Here is a 22408-nt window from a genome sequence, read left to right as displayed (position 1 = left end):
ACCGCCCGGAGACGGGGAGGCGAGCCCGGTGCCGGACGGCAGACCCGACCTGGTCCTCTGCGACCCCGGGCGGACGGGCGCGTTGCACGACAGCGGGCTCTCGGCCCGCGCGGACAGCGCGATGGACCGGTTCGCCGCCATGGTCCGGGTCCAGCTGCAGGTCCCGGTGGCGCTGGTGTCCCTGGTCGAACCGGACCGCCAGGTCTTCCCCGGCATGCAGGGGCTCCCCGAGCCGTGGGCCACCGCCCGCCAGACGCCGCTCAGCCATTCGTTCTGCCAGCACGTCGTCATCACCGGGGAACCACTCGTCCTCACCGACGCCCGCACGGTGGCCCTGACCAGCGACAACCTGGCCATCCCCGACCTCGGTGTCGTCGCCTACGCGGGCATCCCGCTGACCGACTCCGAAGGCCGCGTGCTCGGCTCGCTGTGCGCGATCGACACCCGGCCGCGGACCTGGACCGACGACGAAGTCGCCACGCTGACGGACCTGGCCACGATGTGCGCCACCGAGATCCGCCTGCGCCTGGCCACCCGCCAGGGCAAGCGCGACCGCGACCGCCGGGACGAGCTGGCCACCCAGCTCGACCGCGCGCACGCCCGCAACGAGATCCTGCTCAGCGCCGCCCAGGCGCTGGCCGGGAGCCGGACGCTGGAGCAGATCCGGCACGAGATCAGCTGGTTCGTCTCCGCCGAGCACCGGCCGACCTACATCGGCCTGGTCGTCGCCGAGCCGGGCGGGATGCTGCGCCGGGTGCCCGAGCCCGGCCGGCCCGCCACCGCCGACACCACCGAGTTCGGCGTCTTCCCGGCCGACGCGCCCCTGGCCACGGCCAAGGCGTTCCGCGAACGGCGGCTGCTGTGCTACGAGGACCCGGCCGCGATCGACGCGGAGTTCCCCGACGCCGTCGGCCGCCTCTACCGCGACCTGGGCCTGCACGCGACGGCCTGCGCGCCGCTCGTCGGCAGCCGCGACGTCCTCGGCGTCCTCACCCTCGGCTGGGACCAGCCGCACACGCTCGACAGCGCCGAACGCGCCGTGATCACCACCCTGGCGACCTACACCGCCCAGGCCCTCGAACGCGTCCGCCAGCTCGAGCGGCGGATCAGCGTGGCCCGCGAGCTGCAGGAAGCCATGCTCACGGACCTGCCGTCGGTGCCCGGCCTGCGGCTGGCGGCCCGGTACCGGCCGTCGGAGGCCGACGAAGCCGTCGGCGGCGACTGGTACGACGCCGTCCCGCTCCCCGGCGCGGCCGCCCTGGCCGTGACGGTCGGCGACATCACCGGCCACGACGTCCACGCCTCCACCCTGATGGGGCAGGTCCGCAGCATGATGCGGCAAACCGCGTGGAACCTGCCCGACGCCGGGCCCGCCGCGACCGTCGAAGCCCTCGAGACCGCCCTGACCGGGCTGGCCATCCCCGCGAGCGGCACCCTCCTGCACGCGCACCTGAGCCCGCACACCGGCGGCACCGGCCGCTGGGAGCTGACGAGCACCAACGCCGGGCACCCGCCCCCGGTCCTGGTCCACGCCGACGGCCGCACGGAGCTGCTGACCGAGCACGACGTCCTCTTCAGCCACTTCGGCTTCCGGACCCGGCACCGCACGGACCAGCGGAGGACCCTCGACCCGGGTGACCTGGTGTTCCTCTACACCGACGGGCTCGTCGAACGACGCGGCGAAGACCTCGACAAGGCCATCGACCGCCTCCGCACGCTGCTCGCCCGGCTCGCCGGGCAGCCCCCGGAGGTAGTGGCCGACGCCGTGCTCGCGCACCTGCTGGAGCCCGGCGGGCACGAAGACGACGTGGTCCTGCTGGCCATCGGCACCTGAGGTCGCCGGCGGCCGGCGACGCAGCGGCAGATCCCGCCTGCCGAACCGGCTCCGGCCGAAGCGTCCGGTGTGGACACAGCAGCCACCTGATGGCCGTCACAGCACGGCGGCGTCGCCCGGCGGCTCGGCGAGGAGCGCGTGACCGGCCTGCGCGCCCAGCCAGGCGCCCGCTCGTTCCCAGGACCAGCCGCGCGCGCGGAGGTCCCGCCACGGGCGGAAACCGAAGTAGAACCAGAGGATGTCCGACGCGGTCGCGATGTCGATCCCGTCGCGGAGCTCACCCAGGGCCGCCACGCGGGCCGCGGCTTCGGCGAGCCGGGCGGCGTACGCGGCCTCCGCGCTTTCGACCGCCTCCGTGAGAAGCGGTTCGGTGCCCGCGTTGTCGTACAGCGCGCCGAGCAGCCAGGCGCGGTCCCGGAACACCGCCGCGGTGCCTTCGGCGACTTCGGCGACGACGTCCCGGCCGGACCGGGCGGAGTTCAGCCTCCGCAGCGACGCGTCGATCTGGTCGTTGTTCGCCGCTTCGCCGATCAGCTCGATCAGCAGTTGCGGCTTCCCACCGACGCTCGTGTAGACGGTATTGACCGCCACCTCCGCGCGCGTGGCGATCTCCGCCAGCGTCGCCCCGACGTAACCCCGCTCTTCGAACAGGGCGAGCGCCGCCGCGAGCACGGCACGGCGGGTTTCCGCCGCCGCGGACGTCCGCCTGGCGGACTTGTAGGGGCGCGTCACGCCGCTCAGCGTACTTCACCGTCACACGTCCCATTGACAGTAATGCGTTACTATCATTATATGGAGATACACCGGATCCACCGTGGTCCGGTCCGAGGAGGGAACCCCGTGAACACCAGCACCGAGCTGCGGTCCGCGATCGACGTCTTCCAGGTCCTGGTGACCGGCGACGCCGGCCTCGCGCGGTCCGTGGCCGCACCGACGTTCGTCAACCGGGAGGCCGCGGTCGCCCCGCCCGCCTGCTCGGTCCCCGGGCCGGGCGCGCTGCTCGCCTCGGGCGCCTGGATGCGCGCCGCCTTCGACGACCTGCGCTTCCCGGTGACCGACGCCGGTTTCGACGCCGGCGTCGCCTGGGTCCGGCTGCGGATGCAGGGGGTGCAGAACCGGCCGTTCGTCCGGTTCCGGGACGGCAGACCCGACAAGATCCTGCCGGCCACCGGCCGGGCCGTGGACTTCGAACAGATCCACGTGCTGCGCGTCGGCCCGGACGGCGTCACGACCCACGAGGCGGTGCGGGACGACCTGACGATGCTCGGCCAGCTCGGCGCCTTCCCGCCGAAGCCGGCGGTACTCCTGGCGATGGCGCGCGGAACGCTGACCGGTTCACTCCGCCGCGCGGCGGAGTCGGTGACCCGAGCCGCGGAGGAAGCCGCACGACTCGCCTGACCGCGGACGCGATTCGCGGCAAAGCCACGCGAATTCCGAACCGGACAGGAATTGTCATGACCGAAAGGCGCCGTTGTCCCCTCGCGCCCTGCCCTGCCTCGATGGCGCGCGACGTAAGGGAACCGACGTGAACAGGCCATCTGCTGTTCGCGTCGGCTCAAGCAGGTGGGAATAGCGTCCGGGGCGCTGAGGAGATTCTCCCTGGAAAACCGAATGAGGCAGATCATGCGCGAAAACCAGCCGGGCCCGAACCGACGGTCCTTCCTGCGCAACGCGGGGCTGGCCGGCGTCGGCGCGACGGCGCTGGGCGCGCTCGGCGTCGCACCGGCCGAAGCCGACATTGCGAACGGCAATGCCGACAGCGCGGACAGCGTCACCCGAGGTGGCGGCAGGTGGCACCCGGACGGCGAGAGCCGCCAGTTCACCGTCGCGGTGATGCCGGACACCCAGTACCTCTACTGGGGCAGCCAGAACAGCATCAACCCGGAGCCGCAGGAAGCGTCGCTGCGGTACGTGATCCGCAACAGCGGCGACCCGGACCGCAACATCGTCTTCCTCGCCCACCTCGGCGACCTGACGCAGGACGCCGACGTCACGTCGTTCCAGGCCGTGGACAAGACGTTCAAGCTCGCCGACTCGGCCGGCGTCGCCTACAGCGTGCTCGCCGGCAACCACGACGTGTCCGGGGACGACACCCGCGGCACCACGCCGTACCTGCAGACGATGGGCCCGCAACGGTTCCGCCGGCAGAAGTCGTTCCTCGGCTCCGACCCGAGCGGTTACAACACCGCGCACGTCTTCCGCGCCGCCGGGCGCGAGTGGCTGCTGCTGGCCATGGACTGGCGCACGTCGGCCGCCGGCTTCGCCTGGGCCAACGACGTGATCCGGAAGAACCCGCGGCTGCCGGTGATCCTCACCTGCCACGAGATCGTCGCGCCGACCTACGGCGACGAGGTCTACCCGTACGAGTCGGGCGACGCCGAGAACAACGCCGAGATCACCGGCTACGGGCAGACCGTGTGGGACGCGTTGATCAAGGACAACGACCAGATCTTCCTCACGCTCAACGGCCACTACTGGCCTTCGGGCCGCATGACGAAGAAGAACGCCGCCGGCCACGACGTGCACCTGCACATCACGAACTACCAGAACCGGTACATGAGCGGCGGCGGCATGCTGCGCCTGTACCACTTCGACCTCGAGCGCAACACGATCGACGTCGAGACGGTCTCGCCGTGGATCCTCGAAAAGGACCCCGCGAAGCGCAACCGCATGGAGGTGCTGGAGTCGCGGCTCACCACGTCCGTCGACCGCTTCTCGACGCCGTTCGACTTCGAGCAGCGCTTCGCCGGCTTCATCCCGGTGCCGGTCCGCCCGGCGCGGCCGGCCGGCAAGGTGCTCGTGCCGGGCACGCTCGCGTACTGGCGCTTCGACAACGTGGGCGCGAACGGCACCCCGGTCACGGCCGGCCAGAAGGTGCGCGACCTTTCGGGCCACGGCAACGACCTCACGCTGCAGTCGGTCGCCGGAACCGCCCCCGACGCCCTGATCTGGACCGACGACCACCACCCCGACCAGCCGGGCCACGCCAGCCTCCGCTTCGCCGGCGGCCGGAGCCCGCTGCACGGCGCGTACCTGACCACGGGCGCGGGCGCGCCGCTGAACACCGAGACGTTCCAGCGCGGCTACACGATCGAGACGTTCGTGAAGATCCCGCGCGACTGGGACGGCGGCGCCAACGGCAACATGCCCGTCCTGGTCCGCCGCGGCGCGTCCGGCGACGCGGGCAAGCACGGCAAGAACACCGACCCGAAGGAGCCGGTGGCCCAGCTCATGACCACGAACAACGGTCGTGAGGTGCAGTTCAACTGCTACCCGCTCAGCCAGACCTACCCGACCACCAACTGGAGCCACGGCCTGGCCGAAGACCAGTGGTGGCACATCGCGGTCGTCAACGACGGGCACCACACCACGGTCTACGTCGAAAGTTCCCCGGTGGCCGACAACCCGTCCACCGACTCCGTCGGCATCGCCTCCCTCGGTCTCACGTGGCTCCTCGGCGGCCACGAGTACGGCGGCGCGCTCGACAACGTGTTCCACGGCTGGATCGGCGACGTCCGGATCGTCGGCCGCGCGCTGCGATCGGACGAGTTCCTGACCCACTGAACCACCGGCGGCGGGCGACCCGGTGGTCGCCCGCCGCCGGCTCGGCCGGCACCCCGGTGGCGGCCCGGCCGGCACTTCATCCGGCCGGGCCGTCCGAACCGGACCCCTAAGCGAGTCCGGCTTCGGCAGTGCCGTTAGTGGTCGTTGAGGTAGTAGTGGATGCTCGAGTACTTGTAGTCCGGCCCCAGCCAGATCGTGACGCCGATGCTCGTGCTTTCCGGGAGGTTGTACACGCCACCCTGGGAAGCGCCGGCCGAGACGCAGGATCCGAGTCCGCCGGAAGCGGTGAGGGTGTAGCGGATGTCGTAGGCACCCGGAACGGAACCCTCCTCGTTGGCGATCTGGACCCGGGGAGAGTATCCGTCGGCCGCCGTGTCGCAGAGCGAAACGCGGTCGCCGTTCTCGGCGATGTAGACCGTGCCGCCGTTGTTGCCGTCCGTGGTGGTCCACGTGTGGTCCCAGCCACCGGAGGGCGGGTCCACGCTCGCCCACGCCGACGTCGCGGTCACGAGTGTCCCGCCGGCGACGAAAACCGTGGTGGCGGCCAAGGCCGCGATCTTGGTACGCATGGTGTTGCTCCCCTTCTCACGCTCGCACGGGAAGCCCGGCGAGCCGTTTTCCTTACGGCGTCAGGGCTTCTCGAAGTGCTGGTAATCGATCGGGGTGTCCCAGGAACCACCCCACGTCCAACCACGAGAAGTGAACGCCCGCTCCGTGGCGTCACCCGCGTGGATCATCCCCGGCACAGCGAGCGTGCGATCCACATACGGCGCCCCGTTGGGCGGATACACCGCACCACTACCGGAGATGTACGGATTCTGCACCGTGTTCACATCGATCGCCCGACCATACGAATGATTCGACCACGCCGTACCACCCGTGATCGCCCGGCAGTTGAACGCCGAGGTGTTGTTCGCCGCCATCGACGCGTCATCGTCCGAGCCGTACTTCTCCACCGTCTCCATCCGCTCGATCGGGAACCGACCCCGATACAGATCAGCGAAGGTGTACGCCACCTCCACCGCCCGATCGGCGTTGACCACCAGCTCACCCCGGTGCACCGCCCCGTCGAAACCGACGAAGTTCACACTCACCAACCGCAACTGATCAGGCCCGACCGGACAACCCTCGTGCCAGCTCGACCCCAGCCGCTCCGCCGACACCGGCCTGATCAACGCGACATAAGGCGGAAGACCACTCGCCGCCGGCGCGGCGACTTCCACAGTCTCGACCGTGGCCGCCGGCGCCGGCGTCACACCGGCCAAGACCACCGACACCGCGAGCGTAAGGACAGCGAATACCCTGGTTCTCAGTTTCACGACTACGTCTCCGATTGATTTGTTCGACAGAAAGGAACGCCACGGCCGAATGGCGTCGTGCTTCGCCGAGGAACTTCCCGGCACCACGACGGTGGCCGTGCGCGTGCTTCGATGACATCCACGTCCGAAATGGACAGTCCGGCGCCTACCGGATGGCGCGTCGCCGCGTCGGCTTGTGCACCATGCGGACGTCCGCCTTCCCCCAGTAAGCGCTTCCCCCGGAACCGAGCGTGCCGGAACGATCACCCCGTCATCCCCAGCCGGTGAACGCACTCTCGATGAGGCGAAATGTGCCAGCGACGCGAGAACGGCGTCAACCAGGCCGAGGAGGTTTCATGCCCGGCCGAAACGTCCGGTGCATCGCCCGAGCGCGCAACCTCGGCGACGCAGGCCGCGGGCCAGCGAATACGGGTCCGACGCCGGGCTGCGCACCGTGCGAGCCACAGGCCGGGCAAGAAGCGAACGCGCCGGCATCGCGGTCGAAGCCGCCGCGGCAGGCATCCGCGTCACCGCACCGGTCAGCAAGTGTGCGCGTGTCCTCGCCGCCGCCCGGGGTGGCGGGCCGGAGCGATCGCGGCGAACCCTCTCAGGTCCGGCCGGTCATTCCGCCGTCGACCGGGTGCCGGCGCGGACGACCACCACCGGGCAGAGCGCGTAGGACATCATCGCCTGGCTCGTCGAGCCCAGCGCCAGCGCGGCCAAGCCGCTCCGGCCGCGGCTGCCCACCACGAGCAGCTGCGCCCGGTCGGCCAGGTCGAGCAAGGCCTGCGCCGGGCGTCCTCGCCGGACCGACCGCTCGACCCGGACGTCCGGATAGCGCTCCTGCCAGCCCGCCAGCCGCTCGTCGAGCAGCTCGTTCGCCGACTGCTCGATCGCGGCGCCGTCCATCGTCCGGCGGCCTTCTTCGAAGACGCCGGCCAGGAACGTGTCGTGCCAGGCGTGGACCGCCACGAGCGGGGCGCCGCGCCAGGACGCTTCGTCGAACGCCACCGCGATGGCGTCTTCGCTCGCCGGGGTGCCGTCGACGCCGACGACCACCGGGCCTTCGGTGGGCGCTTCGTCTTCGGCGACGTGGGGGCGGATCAACGCGACCGGGCACTCCGCGTGCGCGGCCAGCGCCAGGGACGCCGAGCCGAGCAGCACCCGCGCGGCCGTCGAGAGCCCCGGGGTGCCGAGCACGATCATCGCCGCGGAGGCCGACTCGGCGATCAGTCCTTCCGCGGGCTGTTCCGGGCGGAGCACGATTTCGGGGGTCAGGTCCGGCGCGACCTCGGCCACGGCGGCCCGGGCCCCTTCGAGCAGACGCTGCCCCCGCGCGCCGGCCAGTTCGTAGAGTTCTTCGAAGGTCCCCCCGGCGTGCGGATAGGCCACCGGCAGTTCTTCGGTGGCGTGCACGAGCCTGAGCCCGCGACGACGCGCCGCGGCGGTGCGCGCCGCCCAGCGGACCGCTGTCAAGGCCGGCTTCGATCCGTCGACTCCGACCACCAGATCTGTCGCCGAGCTCGCCATCGGGGTCCCCGCCTTCCGTGTCCGGGACGGACGTCCGAGCCGAGTAAAGCACCGAACGCGGCCGCCGGCTCGGGGACGACGCCCCCGGTGGGGTGACGTCCCGGCGCCGCCGGCGGCCTCCCCGGCCTCCCCGGCCTCCCCGGCCTCCCCGGCCTCCCCGGTCCGCCCGGCCTCCCCGGTCCGCCCGGCCTCCCCGGTCCGCCCGGCCTCCCCGGTCCGCCCGGCCTCCCCGGTCCGCCCGGCCTCCCCGGTCCGCCGCGGCCCTCGTGAGTGGTTAGGGCGGTTAGAACCGCCCTAACCACTCACGACCAGCCGTGGCAGACCGCTCACCGGCGCTCGCCAACAGCATCGCCAGTGCTGCCGGGCCTTCTCTGCCGTGCGGAGGAGGTGTTCCCTTTTGCGCGCTCTTGGGCGATAGTGGTCGAAGCTGTGTTTTACAACGTTGTAAACCCTCATGGGAGGTCCGATGCGCGGGCGGCTGTCCTGGAGACGCAACCGGTCGGCGATGACCTGGGTGGCCACGCTGGGTCTCGTCGCGCAGCTCGCTCTCACCGGCGTCGCGAGTGCGGCCGGGGACACCCCGGCCCCTCCGGCACCCGGCTCGGGGACGCACTTCCTCGACCGCGCCGCCGCCCTCGCCGGGTACTCCGATCCCGCCTGGTACGAGGCGAACATCCCGTTCGTGGACCTGCCCGACGCCACCATGCAGAGCGTCTACTACTACCGCTGGCGCGTCTACAAAGAGCACCTGCGCTACACCAACCCCACCGACGGCTGGATCTCCACGGAGTTCCTCGACTGCTGCGGCTACGCGGCGCCCTACCAGGCGATCAACGCCGCCGCCGGGCACCAGCTGACCGAAGGACGCTGGCTACGCGACCCGGGCTACGGCCAGGACTACCTCAAGTTCTGGCTCACCGGTCCCGGCGCCGGGGCCAAGCCCGCCACCGAAGACGTCAACCCCGACACCACCGACTGGGCGCACGAGTACAGCGTGTGGCTGGCCTCCTCCGCCTACGGCCAGGCCCAGGTGACCGGGGACTTCGCGCCGTTGCGCGAGCTCCTCCCGGCGCTGGTGCGCCAGTACCGCGGCTGGGACAAGCAGTTCGACGCCGGCCTCGGCCTCTACTGGTCGGTGCCGGTCTGGGACGCCATGGAGTTCTCCGCCTCCTCCTACGAATCCGCGAACCCGTACCACGGCGGCGCCGGCTACCGCCCGACGCTCAACTCCTACCAGTACGGCGACGCCGTCGCGATCAGCCGCATCGCGGACTCCGTCGGCGACCACAAGCTCGCCGCGGAATACGCCCAGCGCGCCGCCCAGCTCAAGACCGCGTTGCAGAAATGGCTGTGGGACCCGAAACGCGGCTTCTACTACGCCATGGCCCGCGACGACAACCCGAACCACCGGCTCTCTGGCAGCCGCGAGCAGATCGGGTACCTCCCGTGGATGTTCGGCGCCGCCGGACCGGCGAACACCACCGCCTGGTCCCAGCTGTCCGACCCCCAGGGGTTCGCGAGCTCCTTCGGCCCGACCACCGCGGAGCGCCGCAGCCCGTTCTTCATGAAGGACGCCGGCGGCTGCTGCCGCTGGGACGGACCGAGCTGGCCCTTCGCCACCTCCCAGACCCTGACCGGTCTCGCCAACCTGCTGGACGACTACCCGGCGCAGCGACAGGTGTCCAAAGAGGACTACGCGGCCGCGCTGGCGACCTACGCCCGGACCCAGACCAAGAACGGCAAGCCCTACGTCGCCGAGGCCCACGACCCGGACCGCGACGCGTGGATCTACGACGGGCAGAACCACAGCGAGGACTACAACCACTCGACCTACACCGACCTGGTCCTGTCCGGGCTGATCGGCCTGCGCCCGCAGGCCGGCGACACCCTCGAGGTCAAGCCGCTCACACCGTCCACATGGGACCACTTCGCCGCCGAGAACGTGCCCTACCACGGGCACGACGTCACCGTGCTGTGGGACCGCGACGGCAAGCACTACGGCCAGGGCGCCGGGATGCGCCTCTACGTCGACGGACGGCTCGTCCAGCGCTCGCCGGTCCTGCGCAACGCCACGATCGACGTCGGGCACACCGTCCTCCCCCGCTCCGACAACCTGGTCGACGACGCCGCCAACCCGCTGCGCACCGGCTACCCCCAGCCGATCACCTCCTACACCTGGCCCAACGACAACCCGTGGAACGGCCTCGACGGCAAGGTCTTCTACAGCGAGGTGCCCGAGAACACGCGGTGGACCAACTACGGCTCGCCGAACCCCAGCGACTTCTACGGCGTCGACTTCGGCGCTCCCACGCCGGTCGGCGACATCCGCTGGCACGGTTACGACGACGGCGGCGGGGTCCGCCCGGCCGCGGCCTACAGCCTGCAGTACTGGACCGGCTCGGCCTGGCAGGAGATCCCCGGCCAGGTCCGCGAGCAGGCGAGCCCGGTGGGCAACGGCGTCAACCGCGTCACCTTCCCCACCCTCACCACCAGCAAGATCCGGCTGGTGTTCACCAACCCGCCGGGCGCCTTCGTCGGCGTCACGGAGCTGCAGTCCTGGACGCCGTCCAGCCCGGACGCGCGGATCACCGTCGGGCCCGCGAACGCCAACGGCGTCATCATCGTCGGCCCGAGCACGCCGCTGACCGTCTCGGTGCGCAACACGACGTCGAGCCCGCTCGTCTCGCCGCGGGTGAGCCTCGCCGTGCCGGCCGGCTGGTCGGCCACTCCGACCGGCCGGCCCCTCGGCACGATCCCGCCCGGCCGGTCCCGGACGTCGACGTTCACCTTGACGGCACCACCGGACGCCGAACCGGGCAGTGCCGCGACGCTGACCGCGACCGCGTCCTACCGCGGGCCCGGCGGCCGGCCGGAAACCACGCACCAGCGGCAGAACCTCCAGATCCCCCACCCGGCCGGCCGGCACGACCCGGTCGGCGCGTGGAACCTCGACGAGGGCAGCGGCACCGTCGCCCACGACAGCGCCGGCACCCACGACGCCGGGCTCACCGGCACCCCCGGGTGGGTCCCCGGCGTGACCGGCACCGCCCTGCGGCTCGACGGCTCGAGCCAGTACGCGCAAACGAGCGGGCCCGTCCTGGACACGACGGGGAACTTCTCGGTCCGCGCCTGGGTCCGGCTGGACCGCACGGGTTCGTGGGCCACCGCGGTCAGCCAGGACGGCAGCCCCAGCAGCGGCTTCTACCTCCAGTACTCCGCGGCCGACGACCGTCTGGCGTTCTCGACCAGTGCCGGCCGGGCGCTGTCGGACCTCGCCCCGCAACCCGGGCGCTGGTACCAGCTGGTCGGGGTGCACGACGCCGACACCGGCGCCTACGTGCTCTACGTCGACGGCGTGGCGCAGGCCAAGACCTGGAGCCAAGCCGCCGGAGAGGCTTCCCCCGGCCCGCTGGCCATCGGCCGCGCCGTATCCGGCGGGCAGCACAGTGACCTGTGGCCGGGCAGCGTTGACGATGTCGTGGTCTGGAACCGGGTCCTGACCGCGGCCGACGTCGCCGGCGGGTACCAGCCGCCTACGACGTCCAGGTGAAACCCCGCAACGGACGGGTGGTCCGCCACGGCGCTCGGTCGCGGCGTCAAGCATCGGCGCAGTAGTCCGCGATCCGGTCACCGGCGCGGGTTCCGGAGTGCGGATCCGCCATACTGGGAGTCAGGAAATCGCGAGGGGGGCGACGGTGACCGAAGCCGAAGGCGCGGACTGGGTTCCGGCCGGAGTCGACCGGGCCACGCCCAGCGTCGCCCGGATCTACGACTACCTGCTCGGCGGGGCTTACAACCTGGCCGCCGACCGCGCCGTGGCGCGGCGGCTCACGGACATCCAGCCGGAGGTCGCGCTCGTCGCCCGGCGCAACCGGGCTTTCCTCCGCCGAGCCGTGAAGTTCATGCTCGACGCCGGCATCCGCCAATTCCTCGACCTCGGGTCCGGTATCCCGACCACCGGGAACGTCCACGAAGTGGCTCAGGCGGTCGACCCGGCCGCTCGGATCGTCTACGTCGACTACGAGTCCGTCGCCGTCGCCCACAGCCGGCTGCTGCTCGCGGACAACCCCTACGCGGCCACCGTCCAGGCCGACATCACGCGCCCCGCCGACGTGCTGGACTCCGGGCCCGTCCGGACCCTGCTCGACCTGACGCAGCCGGTCGGGCTGCTCGCGGTCGCCGTCGGGCACTACCTGCCCCCGGCAGCCGACGTCCCCAGGGTGTTCGCCACCTACCGCGACGCGCTCGCCCCCGGCAGCCAGCTCGCGCTGACCCACCTGACCAACGACTTCGCCGTGCTGGCCGATCCCCGGGTCGCCGAGACGATGCGCGCCACACAGGACCACATCTTCCCCCGGCCGCGCGCGGAGGTACTGGAGTTGTTCCAGGGCTTCGAACTGGTCGAGCCGGGGCTGACCACCAGCGGGAACTGGCATCCCGAGAGGCTGACCGCCGCCGTGCTCCCCCAGGACGACGGACTGTACGCCGGCCTGGGCATCCGCCGCCGGGACGCCCGAATCGGGACACCGGCCCGCTGAACGACACGGGTCCGCGTAACTCGCTTCACCGGCTATTGCCGGAAAGAGAAGCTGTTCAGCGCGAAGCCGACGGCGGGTACATCCGGTTGAACCGTGGTGGCGTGTAGGGCAGGTAGCGTCCTCGCACGCCGTCCGCGGCGGCCGCCAATGCGTTCATCGTCCGAGGTGCCGTATCGGGCCAGTGCCCGGTCCGCAGCCGGGTCAGCATCCGGTCGATCGCCCCCTGCTGCTCACCCGTGGTGTACGTGCAATGCCCCGCGGTCTGGACGTACGTCTGCCGCAGCAGCGTCTCGTTACCCGCCTGCCGGACCAGAGCGCCGTAGGACTGCTGCTGAGCCACGGTCGAGATCTGGTCGCCCGTGCCGTTGACCGTGAGCACCGGAATCCGCAGATCCCCGGTGAACACAATGCCCCGCTCCAGAAAACGAACAGCCGCGGGATCAGCATGCACACGAGGTTCGGCGGCGAGCCGGCCCAGGTCGGCACGCAAGTCCAGCCCCGCACGCTCGTACAGCCGCCGCACCACGTCCTGCTGGCCCGGCGCCGCCATCGAGAGCTGGCGCGCGTAGTCGACTCCCGTGTTCCAGGACGGGTTCCCGCCCGCCAGCTGTTCGATCGCCCGCCGGCTGCTGACCGCCTGCCCCAGATACGGCAGTGGCCCACCCGCCAACGCCAGGAACATCCCCTGTTCGACGCCGTCGACGTCGCGGCCGTCCGGGACCGGGGTCGTCGTGCCGTCGGCGGCCAGGCCCCAGCCCGGCAGCTGGCCGATCGCCGCCGCCAGCGCGATCCGTGCCTGGCCCGCCGCCGTGGTCTGGGCCGACGTCATCACCGAAACCCACTGCTGCTGGAGTCCGGGGACGTCGGCGGGGATGCCGGTCACCGGCAAGGCGGTGTCCTTAAACAGCAACGTCTTGAGCGTGAAGACGGTGTCGAGCTTCTGGTTCCACTGCCCGACCGCACCGCCGAGGCCGCCGCACATCGGAATGGCCGCGTCGAACCGGCCGGGGTGCACCTGCGCGACCCCGGCCACGACCATCCCGCCCATCGAACGACCCTCCGCGATCGCGTACCGGGCCCGCCCGAACGCGGCTTCGAACCGGCCGAGCGCCGCCGCCTGGTTGTCGATCGCCTGCGCGATGTTCCAGCCGGTGATCGTGCGGGTGGTGCCGCCCACCGCATAACCGCGGGCCAGCAGGCTCGCGGTGAGTGCGCTCGACAGGCCGCCGGCGGCGAAGTCGAGGTCCACCAGCACCGCGCCGTTCCACCGGGCCGGTTTGGCGAACGTGTACGGCGTGCCGTCGGTCAGCTGCCCGTCGACGCACCTCGCCGCAACGCCCGGACACGGCGTTCCGGCCTCCGCCGCCTGGGCGGTCGTGGGAAGCCCGGCAGCGAGAACCGCCACCACGGCCGCCCCGAGAAGACGCGGGAATCTCATGAAACGCTCCTGTCAGAAGTTCTTGCTGCCGACGGTCCAGCCCGGGGTGGCGCACAGACCGCAGCCGGCGCCGAGGAAGTAGCCGCGGGCGGTGCGGTTGCCGTTGAGGGTGAAGTCGAACCAGGCGACGAGGACCCGGACCGCTTCCTCGCGGACGCTCGGATCGGGGAGCGCACCACGCTGGCCGTAGACGAACCCGGTGTGCCCCGCGGCCGGGTTGGTCGCCCGGACCGCGGGGACGGTGACGAGGTCGTAGTTGGCCCCGCTGTTGGCGTAGGCGACGTCGTCCGGGCCGCCGTCGACGAACAGCGTGGGCGTGTGCAGGTTCCCGAGGTTTTCCCGGCCGTAGCCGAGGGTGCCGTCCGCGAAGAACCCGCTGTCGAGCGACAGCACCGACTTCACGCGCGGGTCGGCGCCGGCAACGAGCGCTTCGATGCCACCGCACGAGTGGCCGGCAACGCCGGTCCGGCGGGTGTCGAGCCGGTTCCGCAGGGCGCTTCCGGGCCGGCCGTCCTCCCGGCCGGCCCAGGTGATCGCGTCGGTGATGACCTTCGGCTCGGCGGTGCCGTTCTCGGTCAGCGCGGGCTGGTCGAACCCGCCGACGGCGACGACGACGAACCCGTGCGCGGCGAGCAGCGTCTCGACCGTCAGCAGCTCGTCGTTGCTCGTGTGCCGGCACGCCCCGTTGCCGAAGACGACCACGGGCAGCCGATCCCGCGTCCGGTCCAGGTCGGCGGGCCGGTAGACGGTGTACTCGGCGGCGTAGGCCCCCGTCCTGGCCGCGGGTTCGCGCACCACCGGGTGGAACACCGCGGACGCGGGCGGCGCGGGCGCGGCGGCCACGGCGATGTCCGCGTCGGGAGAGCCGGACCCGGTGGCCACCGCGGCCGTGACCGCGACGACGGCCGTCACCGCGGCGGCCAGAGCGGGCTTGAGGAGAGCGTTTCCCATCAGAATTCCTCTCGGGTCACTTCAGTTCGTCGAGCCACGCGGTCATCCGCGCGGTCAAGTCGCCTCCGGTGCGGGCGTCGACGTTGTCCGCGTGCAGTTCCAGCACGGGAATCCCCGCGGCGCGCAGGGCGCGGGTGGTGAAGTAGCCGCCGCGTGCGTCGTCGGACACGAGGTGCACGACGCCGTCGACGCCGTGGTGCCGGGCTTCCTTGACGTACCACTCGGCCGACCACGGCGGGGTGTAGAGCTGGTCGCCGAACGCGGCGAAGCGGGCGGCGAGGGCGCGCAGCGGGTCGTCGCCGTAGCGCAGGTAGCCGTCCGCGGCGATCGCGAGGTACATGGACCAGACGAAGACGGCGCCGTGCGAGCGCTGGAACCGGTGGTAGAACTCGAGGTCGAACCACAGGCCGCGGCCGATCCACAGCAAGCGCAGCCGCTCGTCCGGGCACACCGCGACGCCGGCGTCGATCCGGTCGCGGACCTCGTCGTGGAACGCGCGGGCGGCGTCGCGGGCCCACTCGGTACCGCGGTGCCACTGGGGCACCATCACGCTCGGGATGCCGTCGGTGACGGCGATCGGGCACGGCCGTGCGGCGGCGATCAGGTCTCGGGTGCGGCGGTTCCACTCCTGCTGCTCGTTGACCAGCGCCATGACTTCCCGGAACCGGGTTTCGGAGAACACCCGGCCGGTGGTGTGCTCCAGGAACCGGATCAGGCCGGTCAGCTCGCCGGTCAGCAGGTCGAGCCGGTCACTCCCGATCGCCTCCTCCCAGCGACGCGGCATCAGCTCCCACCACCGCTCCGGAACCGCGTCCTCCGCCGCGCTCTCCAGCGGGTAGTACGTGACGCCGGGCTGGGCGTCCCAGACGTCGAAGATCTTCCGGGACGCGTCACCGGTCGTCTCGCCGAGCACGATCGATGGCTTCGGCAGGCCGCCCCACGGCGCCTGATCGGGGTCGTCCTCGAACACCGACGCCAGCGAGGTGGCGCTGTACTGCTCGATGTAGTCGGGGTAACCGCGCTCGCGCAGCAGGCCGAGGTAGCGCTGGGTCTGGCGTTTCGCCGCGATGATCGAGGCCCACCACTGGTTGACGACGTACGGGATCCCCATCGCGCGGAAGATCTCCTGCGGGGCGTCCGCGTTGACCAGCGCCAGCGGCGCGCCGGCGGCGACGTCTTCGCGCATCCCGGCGAACCACTCGCGCTGGTAGGCGGTGGCGGTGGTCGCCGAGGTCAGCCGGGCGGTCATGCCACCACTCCGGCCGGGAGCAAAGCCGCCAGCGCCTCGGGGGTCAGCTCGCCGTAGGGCTGCCGTTCCGCCAGGACCGCGCGCAGCCCGGTCGCCGCCCGCTGGGCCGGGAAGTCCCACGGCGGCGCGTCGTCGTGCACCCGTGCGTACGAAAGCAGGACCTCCGCACCGCAGGCCCGGGCGGCCGCGGCGGTGTGCGCGGCGCGCTGCCGGATCGACGCGCGCGGCGCGGCCGGGCCGTTGTGCTGGTAGCGCTCGGCGAGCGCGAGTTCCGTCGGCGCCGCGCACGTGCGCGCGAAGAGCAGCTCACCCCAGTCGTGGTCCTCCCCCACGACGAGAAAGCCGTTGTCCTCCAACGTCCGGTACACCGCCGGGTCGTCGTGGGAGCTGCCGGTGAGGAACAGTCGCACGCCGTCGGCCTCGGACGAGTCGGCGGCCACGCCCTCGGCGAGCGCGGTGGCCGCCGTGACCGGCAGCCTGGTGGTCGCGGCGACGACCTCGAGGAACCTGGTGCCGCTCAGCCGGTTCGCCCGGCGCAAAACAGCGCAGCGGCCGAGCGAGCGCCGCAGGGTGTCGTGGGCGGTGATCGCCGCGGCGAGGTCGTCGTCGGAGACGGTCCGCCAGCGGCCGAGCCATTCGCGCAGCTGGGCGATCTTCGCGTGGACGTACCGGGTGGTCGTGTGATGCGGCAGGTGCAGGACGTCCACCAGCCGCACCGGCGGCAGCCGCAGCTCCGGCTCGACCCGGTGCAGCTCCCGCAGGGCGTAGAACAGGCGCAGCGAGGCCTCGCAGTCACGGGAGATCACGACGGCTTCGAGCGGCCCGTAGCCGCCCGTGAGGATCCGCGTCAGGATCGACCGGGCGACCGGGTCGACCCCGCGCCCGAGGTAGCGGTCGCCCGCTGTGCTGTCTTCGCCCGGTTTCCCGGCCAGCCGCAGCGGCAGCAGCCCCGCCGCGGTGATCAGCTCGACCGGGACGTCGGCGCCGACGTACCCCACCGTCGGCGCGCTCAAATCACCGCCTCCGCCACCAGCTCCGCCAGGTGCTCTTCGGTGTAGCCGAGCAGCTCGCGGTAGACGTGCTCGTTGTGCTCCCCCAGCCCCGGCGCGGGCCGTTCCAGCGAGACGCGGGAGGCGGAGAACCGGATCGGCACGCCGGTCCCGGCCAGGTCGGCCACCGCGCCGTGGCGCGGGTGCCGCAGCGGTACGACTTCCTCGCGCGCCAGGACCAGCGGATCCCGGACCGCTTCGCGCGGCTCGCGGACCTCGGCCGCGGGCACACCCTCGGCGGTGAACGCGGCCAGGATCTCGGAGAGGGGACGCACCCGGCACCACCCGCGGATGAGCTCGTGCAGCTCGTCGGCGGTGCGCACGCGCTGGTCCCGCGTGCGGTAGCGCTCGTCCTCGGCCAGGTCCGGCCGGCCGATCGCCCGGAGCACGCCGTGGGCGAACGCGTCCGTGGGCGCGCAGAGGGCGAGATAGCCGTCAAGAGCCGGCAGGATCCCGAACGGCGCGAGCCGCGGCACCATCGAGCCGGTGCGCTGGGGCAGGCCGACCGCGTCGAAGGCGTCGAACGGCTCACACGCGACGAGCGAGGTCAGCGCGCCGAGCATCGACACGTCCACGCGCTGGCCCTCGCCGGTGTGCTCGGCCTGCAGCAACGCGGACACCGTGCCGACCACCGCGAACAGCGGCGCCAGCAGGTCGCCGATCGGCAGGCCGAACCGGACCGGGCCCTCGTCGGGTTCCCCGGCGGTCATCATCACCCCGCTCAGCGCCTGGATGATCGAGTCCATCGCCTTGCCCGACCCCGGGCCGCCCTGGGCGCCGAACCCGCTGATCGAGGTGTAGACGAGCCGCGGGTTGATCTCCCGGACCTGCTCGTAGGAGATGCCGAGCCGCTCGGTGACGCCCGGGCTGTAGTTCTCCACCAGCACGTCGGCGTCGCGGACGAGATCGGTGAACACGGCCCGGGAGCGCGGGTTCTTCAGGTCGAGGGTGACACTGAGCTTGTTGCGGCCGCGCAGCAGCATCGACACCGACAGGTCGTCCTCGTGGCGGCGGGCGAGGTTCAGCCCGTCGCGGCCGACGTAGGGGGCGTTGTTGCGGGACGAATCCCCGCCCGTGGCCGGGTTTTCGACCTTGATCACGGTGGCCCCGAGCCCGGCGAGCAGCAGCGTCGCGTACGGCCCGGCGAGCGCGGTGGTCAGGTCGACGACGGTGCGGCCGGCCAGTGGCTGGTCGGTCATGAGGGAACCCCTTCGGAGAGATCGACGAGCACTTCGGTGCCGCGGGTGGTGAACCGGCCGTTGAGGCCGGCCCCGCGGGTGATGTCGTCGACGTACTTCGCCACGGCCTCGCCTTCCGGAGTGCCGCCGACCGGCACCGGACGGCCCTGGTCGTCGATCCGGCACGGGACGAAGCCGGCCTCACGCAGCCCGGTCTCGTCGAAGCGGCAGAAGGCGATGGCGGTGTTGCGGCTTTCCGGGTGGAACGGGAAGAACGGCATGTCCGGGTCGGGCGCGAAGCCGTAGAGCTTCGTCCGGCGTTCGGCCCAGGCCCGCAGTTCGTCCGCGCCGACCCCGGCTCCCGGGGTCAGCGCGTGGGTGACCGTGACGAAGTTGCCGAGCCCGTGGAAGATCGGCCGTCCTCTGTGGACTTCGATGCCGCGCATGATGTGCGGGTGGTGGGAGAACACCGCGTCGGCACCGGCGTCGATCGCCGCGCGCGCGACCGGGCCTTCGTACATCGCGACGACCATCGGGGTGTGCCCGACGCCCTTGTGCAGCGAGACGAGCACGACGTCGGCCTCGGTGCGCAGGCTGCGGACGTCGGCGGCCATCGCCTCGAGGCTGTCGGGGTCGGCGAAGGTGTAGATCTTCGGCGGGCCGCCCGGGCTCGCGTGGTCCAGCTCGTAGTGCGTGAGGACGTGGACGTACGCGCAGCCGGGCTTGCGGGAGGTCGCCCAGGAGTCGCGCGGGCCCACGCAGTTGTAGGACAGCACGCCGATGCGCAGGCCACCGCGGTCGACGAGCGCCGGGCGCCGGGCCTGCGCGAGGTCCGGCCCGGCACCGGCCGTCACCATCCCCGCCGCCCGCGAATAGGCGATGGTGTCGGCCAGTCCCCCGTCGCCGGCGTCGCAGACGTGGTTGCCCGCCAGGGTGACCACCGCGAACCCGGCGCCGGCCACCGCCTTCAGCGCCTCCGGGTCCGCCGGGGGCGCGGGGACGTCGGTGCTGCGCTGCACCGCCGTGGTCGAATGCGGCACCTCGACGTGCCCGATCGCCAGGTCCATGCCCCGCAGCACCGGCGCGGCCGGCGCGAGGAAGAACTCCGGATCCGGCTCGTCCAGGATGAGGTCGCCGACGGCGCCGACAGTGATCACGAAACACCCTCCTTTTCGGACAGATGGCGGGACAGGAAGGCGCGCAGCCGATCGGTCGCCGGCCGGGTGAACAGCTCCTCCGGCGGGCCTTCCTCGACGATCCGGCCCGCTTCCATGAACACGCACCGGTCGGCCACCTCGCGCGCGAAGGCCATCTCGTGGGTGACCACGACCATCGTGGTCCCCGCCGCGGCGAGGGTCCGCAGCACGGCCAGGACCTCGTCGACCAGTTCCGGGTCGAGGGCGCTGGTCGGCTCGTCGAACAGCATGATCCGCGGCCGCACCAGCACGGCCCGGGCGATCGCGACCCGCTGCTGCTGCCCGCCCGAGAGCTGCCGCGGGTAGTGGTCCTCGCGGCCGGCCAGGCCGATGCGCTCCAGCAGGTCACGCGCCTCCCGCTCCACAGTGGACCGGTCGCGCCCGTGGACGCGGATCGCCGCGTCGGTCACGTTACGCAGCACGGTGAACTGCGGGAACAGGTTGAACTGCTGGAACACCATGCTCATCCGGCGGCGCTGGGCGGCGATCCGGCGCTCGGTCAGGGGGCGCAGGCCGCCCGGGGTGCGCCGGTGGCCGAGCAGCTCGCCGTCGAGGTACATCGCGCCGCCGTCGATGGATTCCAGCTGGTGGGCGCAGCGGGCGAGTGTCGACTTGCCCGAGCCCGAGGGGCCGATGACCACGACGGTCTCGCCTTCGTGGACGTCGAGGCTGACGCCCGCCAGCGCGGTCACCGCGCCGAACTCCTTGCGGACCCCGCTGATCCGCAGCACCGGCTCGGTCATCGGTTCCTCCTCAGGGCGACGGGGAGGTGACCACGCGAGAACCGGCGTTCCAGCCGGCGTTGCCCGGCCGTGAGGAGGGTGACGACCACGAGGTACCAGAAGCAGGCGACCAGCAGCATCGGCACGATCTCGTAGGTGCGGTTGTAGATCACCTGCACCGCGTGCAGCAGGTCCGACATCGCGATGACCGACACCAGCGCCGTGCCCTTGAGGACGTTGATGAACTGGCTGCCCGCGGGCGGGATGATGACGCGCATCGCCTGCGGCAGCACGATCCTGAGCAGGGTCTGCCCCGGCGGGTAGCCCATCGCGCGCGCGGCGTCGCGCTGGCCGGAGTCGACCGACGTCACCCCGGCGCGGAAGATCTCGGCCAGGTAGGCCGATTCGACCAGGGACAAGCCGATGACCGCGGCGGTCAGCGGCGTGATCACGGTGTTGGCGTCCCACGTCCCGAAGACCGGGCCGAACGGGATGCCGAGCGACAGCTTCGGGAGCAGGTAGGCGAGGTTGAACCAGAAGATCAGCTGCACCAGCGGCGGGATGCCGCGGAACAGTCCCACCCACAGCGTCGCCACCCACCGCGCGGGCCCGAACCCGCTCAGCTGCATGGCCGCGACCACGCCACCCGCCAGCGAGCCGAGCACCATCGCCGCGACCGCGAGCAGCACCGTGGTGCCCAGGCCCGCCATGACGCTCTTCTCGAAGAGGTACTTCGCCACGACGTCCCACTGGAACCGGTCGTTGCCGACCAGGAAGACGATCAGCTGGGCGAGCAGCACGGCCAGCACGAGCACGAACACCCAGCGCAGCGGGCGGAAGCGGCCACGGGCGGCGGCGACGTCGTCGCGAGCGGCCGCCGTTTCCTCCACAGTGGACATCGCGGTCATTTCGCGGTGGCCGCGTCGAACAGCGGCTGCGGGACCGTGACGTCCCCCAGGCCCCACTGCTTCATGATCCGGGTGTAGGTGCCGTTGCGGAACAGCTCCTCGAAGGCCTTCTGCAGCACCGGGCCGAGCTTCCCGGCCTTCGGCGTGTAGAGCGCCAGGTTGTCCTTCGTGGCGCCTTGCTCCTCGGTCTGCGTCACGTACTCGTACTGCCCCTTCTGCTGGGAGGTCACGTCGATCGCCGCGGCCTGCGTCATCCCGGCGGCGTCCGCCCGGCCGGACTTGGCGGCCAGCAGGGTGGCGTTCGTGTCGTCGAGCCCCACCACCTGCACGGCCGGGCGCTGTTGGCCCTGGCAGAAGGTGGACAGCTTGGCGAGCTGGTCCTCCACGACGCTGGCGGTGACCACGGCGACGCGCTTACCGCACATGTCGGCGGCCTGCTTGATGCCGGCGGCGGACCCTTCGGGCACCACGTAGGCGGTGCGGGTGGTCATCCAGGTGACGGTGTCGAACTGCTTCTCGCGTTCGGCGGTGGCTTTGACGGGACCGTTGAAGGCCTCGTAACGGCCGCTGAGCATGCCTTGCAGCGCGGCCGGGAGACCGCTGACGACGGTGGTTTCCGTGCGCACGCCCAGGAGTTGGCCGAGCGCCTCCTGGAAGTCGTGGTCGATGCCGGTCACCGTCTTGCCGTCCGGGCCGACGGTCCGGTAGGGCGGGTGGGAGTCCCCGGCGAACCGGATGATCCCGGCGTCCTTGACCGCCTGGGGCAGCTGGTCGTGCAGCGCCTGGTCGGCGGTCAGGGCGGCGGCCGTGGGCGCTGTGGCCGCTCCCTCCTCGACCGTGCAGCCGGCCAGGACGAGCCCGGCGGCGACCACGGCGAGCGGGCTTCGACGCCATTGACGAAGTGAGGAACCCATGTCGTTGTCTTCCTGAGGAAGGCCGTCCGGACGGGCGGC

The 22408-nt window shown here is 71.8% G+C and carries 18 protein-coding genes; 5 read left to right on the top strand and 13 right to left on the bottom strand.

Annotation, left to right across the window (positions count from 1 at the left end; genetic code table 11):
* The first annotated feature begins 28 nt into the window (after positions 1-28).
* Complete coding sequence (locus OG494_RS07510; RefSeq protein WP_328453288.1) at positions 29-1834, top strand: GAF domain-containing SpoIIE family protein phosphatase; 1806 nt, start codon at positions 29-31, stop codon at positions 1832-1834.
* A 96-nt stretch (positions 1835-1930) separates the two neighbouring features.
* Here the strand turns inward: OG494_RS07510 and OG494_RS07505 are convergent, their stop codons facing one another.
* Entirely contained in the window at positions 1931-2566 is a 636-nt protein-coding gene (locus OG494_RS07505; RefSeq protein WP_328453286.1) for a TetR/AcrR family transcriptional regulator, read from the bottom strand.
* 108 nt (positions 2567-2674) lie between these two features.
* On the opposite strand from OG494_RS07505, the gene OG494_RS07500 reads away from it, so the two are divergent.
* Entirely contained in the window at positions 2675-3232 is a 558-nt protein-coding gene (locus OG494_RS07500; RefSeq protein WP_328453283.1) for an ester cyclase, read from the top strand.
* A gap of 225 nt (positions 3233-3457) precedes the next feature.
* Positions 3458-5398 carry a LamG-like jellyroll fold domain-containing protein gene (locus tag OG494_RS07495; protein ID WP_328453282.1) on the top strand — a complete coding sequence of 647 codons (1941 nt, stop codon included), beginning with the start codon at positions 3458-3460 and terminating at the stop codon, positions 5396-5398.
* Between the two features lie 134 nt (positions 5399-5532).
* Here the strand turns inward: OG494_RS07495 and OG494_RS07490 are convergent, their stop codons facing one another.
* The 3 genes from OG494_RS07490 to OG494_RS07480 form a co-directional block, all read right to left on the bottom strand.
* On the bottom strand, positions 5533-5967 hold the full coding sequence (locus OG494_RS07490; RefSeq protein WP_328453280.1) for a hypothetical protein: 435 nt from the start codon (positions 5965-5967) through the stop codon (positions 5533-5535).
* A gap of 60 nt (positions 5968-6027) precedes the next feature.
* The gene (locus tag OG494_RS07485; RefSeq protein ID WP_328453278.1) at positions 6028-6717 is read right to left on the bottom strand and encodes a M15 family metallopeptidase; all 690 of its coding nucleotides are present in this window, start codon (positions 6715-6717) and stop codon (positions 6028-6030) included.
* A gap of 600 nt (positions 6718-7317) precedes the next feature.
* Positions 7318-8172 carry a universal stress protein gene (locus OG494_RS07480; RefSeq protein ID WP_442874388.1) on the bottom strand — a complete coding sequence of 285 codons (855 nt, stop codon included), beginning with the start codon at positions 8170-8172 and terminating at the stop codon, positions 7318-7320.
* A 559-nt stretch (positions 8173-8731) separates the two neighbouring features.
* On the opposite strand from OG494_RS07480, the gene OG494_RS07475 reads away from it, so the two are divergent.
* Positions 8732-11776: an MGH1-like glycoside hydrolase domain-containing protein gene (locus OG494_RS07475; RefSeq protein WP_328453274.1), complete on the top strand. Its 3045-nt coding sequence runs from the start codon at positions 8732-8734 to the stop codon at positions 11774-11776.
* Between the two features lie 145 nt (positions 11777-11921).
* Positions 11922-12764 carry an SAM-dependent methyltransferase gene (locus tag OG494_RS07470; RefSeq protein ID WP_328453272.1) on the top strand — a complete coding sequence of 281 codons (843 nt, stop codon included), beginning with the start codon at positions 11922-11924 and terminating at the stop codon, positions 12762-12764.
* A gap of 55 nt (positions 12765-12819) precedes the next feature.
* Here OG494_RS07470 and OG494_RS07465 read toward each other — a convergent pair whose 3' ends face one another.
* Genes OG494_RS07465 through OG494_RS07425 form a run of 9 tightly spaced genes read right to left on the bottom strand, consistent with a single transcriptional unit; the run spans position 12820 to position 22369 of the window.
* On the bottom strand, positions 12820-14202 hold the full coding sequence (locus OG494_RS07465; RefSeq protein WP_328453270.1) for a DUF6351 family protein: 1383 nt from the start codon (positions 14200-14202) through the stop codon (positions 12820-12822).
* A gap of 12 nt (positions 14203-14214) precedes the next feature.
* Complete coding sequence (locus OG494_RS07460; protein ID WP_328453269.1) at positions 14215-15153, bottom strand: poly(ethylene terephthalate) hydrolase family protein; 939 nt, start codon at positions 15151-15153, stop codon at positions 14215-14217.
* 16 nt (positions 15154-15169) lie between these two features.
* The gene (locus OG494_RS07455; RefSeq protein WP_328453267.1) at positions 15170-16402 is read right to left on the bottom strand and encodes a 2-hydroxyacyl-CoA dehydratase family protein; all 1233 of its coding nucleotides are present in this window, start codon (positions 16400-16402) and stop codon (positions 15170-15172) included.
* Positions 16399-17415 carry a 2-hydroxyacyl-CoA dehydratase family protein gene (locus OG494_RS07450; protein WP_328453265.1) on the bottom strand — a complete coding sequence of 339 codons (1017 nt, stop codon included), beginning with the start codon at positions 17413-17415 and terminating at the stop codon, positions 16399-16401. Before OG494_RS07450 ends, OG494_RS07455 begins: the two co-directional genes overlap by 4 nt.
* Positions 17412-18650 (bottom strand): CaiB/BaiF CoA transferase family protein, encoded by a 1239-nt coding sequence (locus tag OG494_RS07445; protein ID WP_328453263.1) that lies wholly within the window; start codon positions 18648-18650, stop codon positions 17412-17414. The genes OG494_RS07450 and OG494_RS07445 overlap by 4 nt, the downstream gene beginning before the upstream one ends.
* On the bottom strand, positions 18647-19786 hold the full coding sequence (locus tag OG494_RS07440) for a CapA family protein (RefSeq protein ID WP_328453261.1): 1140 nt from the start codon (positions 19784-19786) through the stop codon (positions 18647-18649). The genes OG494_RS07445 and OG494_RS07440 overlap by 4 nt, the downstream gene beginning before the upstream one ends.
* Positions 19783-20568, bottom strand: coding sequence for an amino acid ABC transporter ATP-binding protein (locus tag OG494_RS07435; RefSeq protein WP_328453259.1), 786 nt, complete (start codon positions 20566-20568; stop codon positions 19783-19785). The genes OG494_RS07440 and OG494_RS07435 overlap by 4 nt, the downstream gene beginning before the upstream one ends.
* A complete protein-coding gene (locus OG494_RS07430; protein ID WP_328453257.1) occupies positions 20565-21446 on the bottom strand; it encodes an amino acid ABC transporter permease in 882 nt (293 codons plus the stop codon). The genes OG494_RS07435 and OG494_RS07430 overlap by 4 nt, the downstream gene beginning before the upstream one ends.
* Before the next feature lie 5 nt (positions 21447-21451).
* The gene (locus OG494_RS07425; protein WP_328453255.1) at positions 21452-22369 is read right to left on the bottom strand and encodes a transporter substrate-binding domain-containing protein; all 918 of its coding nucleotides are present in this window, start codon (positions 22367-22369) and stop codon (positions 21452-21454) included.
* Positions 22370-22408 lie beyond the last annotated feature (39 nt).

Source organism: Amycolatopsis sp. NBC_00438 (assembly GCF_036026695.1).
GTDB lineage: Bacteria > Actinomycetota > Actinomycetes > Mycobacteriales > Pseudonocardiaceae > Amycolatopsis.
The sequence above is the reverse complement of the archived record's forward strand: the minus strand, read 5'-3'. Positions and strand labels throughout refer to the sequence as shown.

What these genes read in the sequence shown, in the direction of transcription:
- OG494_RS07490 (WP_328453280.1), bottom strand. Translation starts at nt 5,967, where the DNA reads ATGCGTACCAAGATCGCGGCCTTGGCCGCCACCACGGTTTTCGTCGCC.
- OG494_RS07475 (WP_328453274.1), top strand. Translation starts at nt 8,732, where the DNA reads ATGACCTGGGTGGCCACGCTGGGTCTCGTCGCGCAGCTCGCTCTCACC.
- OG494_RS07460 (WP_328453269.1), bottom strand. Translation starts at nt 15,153, where the DNA reads ATGGGAAACGCTCTCCTCAAGCCCGCTCTGGCCGCCGCGGTGACGGCC.
- OG494_RS07425 (WP_328453255.1), bottom strand. Translation starts at nt 22,369, where the DNA reads ATGGGTTCCTCACTTCGTCAATGGCGTCGAAGCCCGCTCGCCGTGGTC.
- OG494_RS07455 (WP_328453267.1), bottom strand. Translation starts at nt 16,402, where the DNA reads ATGACCGCCCGGCTGACCTCGGCGACCACCGCCACCGCCTACCAGCGC.
- OG494_RS07445 (WP_328453263.1), bottom strand. Translation starts at nt 18,650, where the DNA reads ATGACCGACCAGCCACTGGCCGGCCGCACCGTCGTCGACCTGACCACC.
- OG494_RS07430 (WP_328453257.1), bottom strand. Translation starts at nt 21,446, where the DNA reads ATGTCCACTGTGGAGGAAACGGCGGCCGCTCGCGACGACGTCGCCGCC.
- OG494_RS07495 (WP_328453282.1), top strand. Translation starts at nt 3,458, where the DNA reads ATGCGCGAAAACCAGCCGGGCCCGAACCGACGGTCCTTCCTGCGCAAC.
- OG494_RS07435 (WP_328453259.1), bottom strand. Translation starts at nt 20,568, where the DNA reads ATGACCGAGCCGGTGCTGCGGATCAGCGGGGTCCGCAAGGAGTTCGGC.
- OG494_RS07465 (WP_328453270.1), bottom strand. Translation starts at nt 14,202, where the DNA reads ATGAGATTCCCGCGTCTTCTCGGGGCGGCCGTGGTGGCGGTTCTCGCT.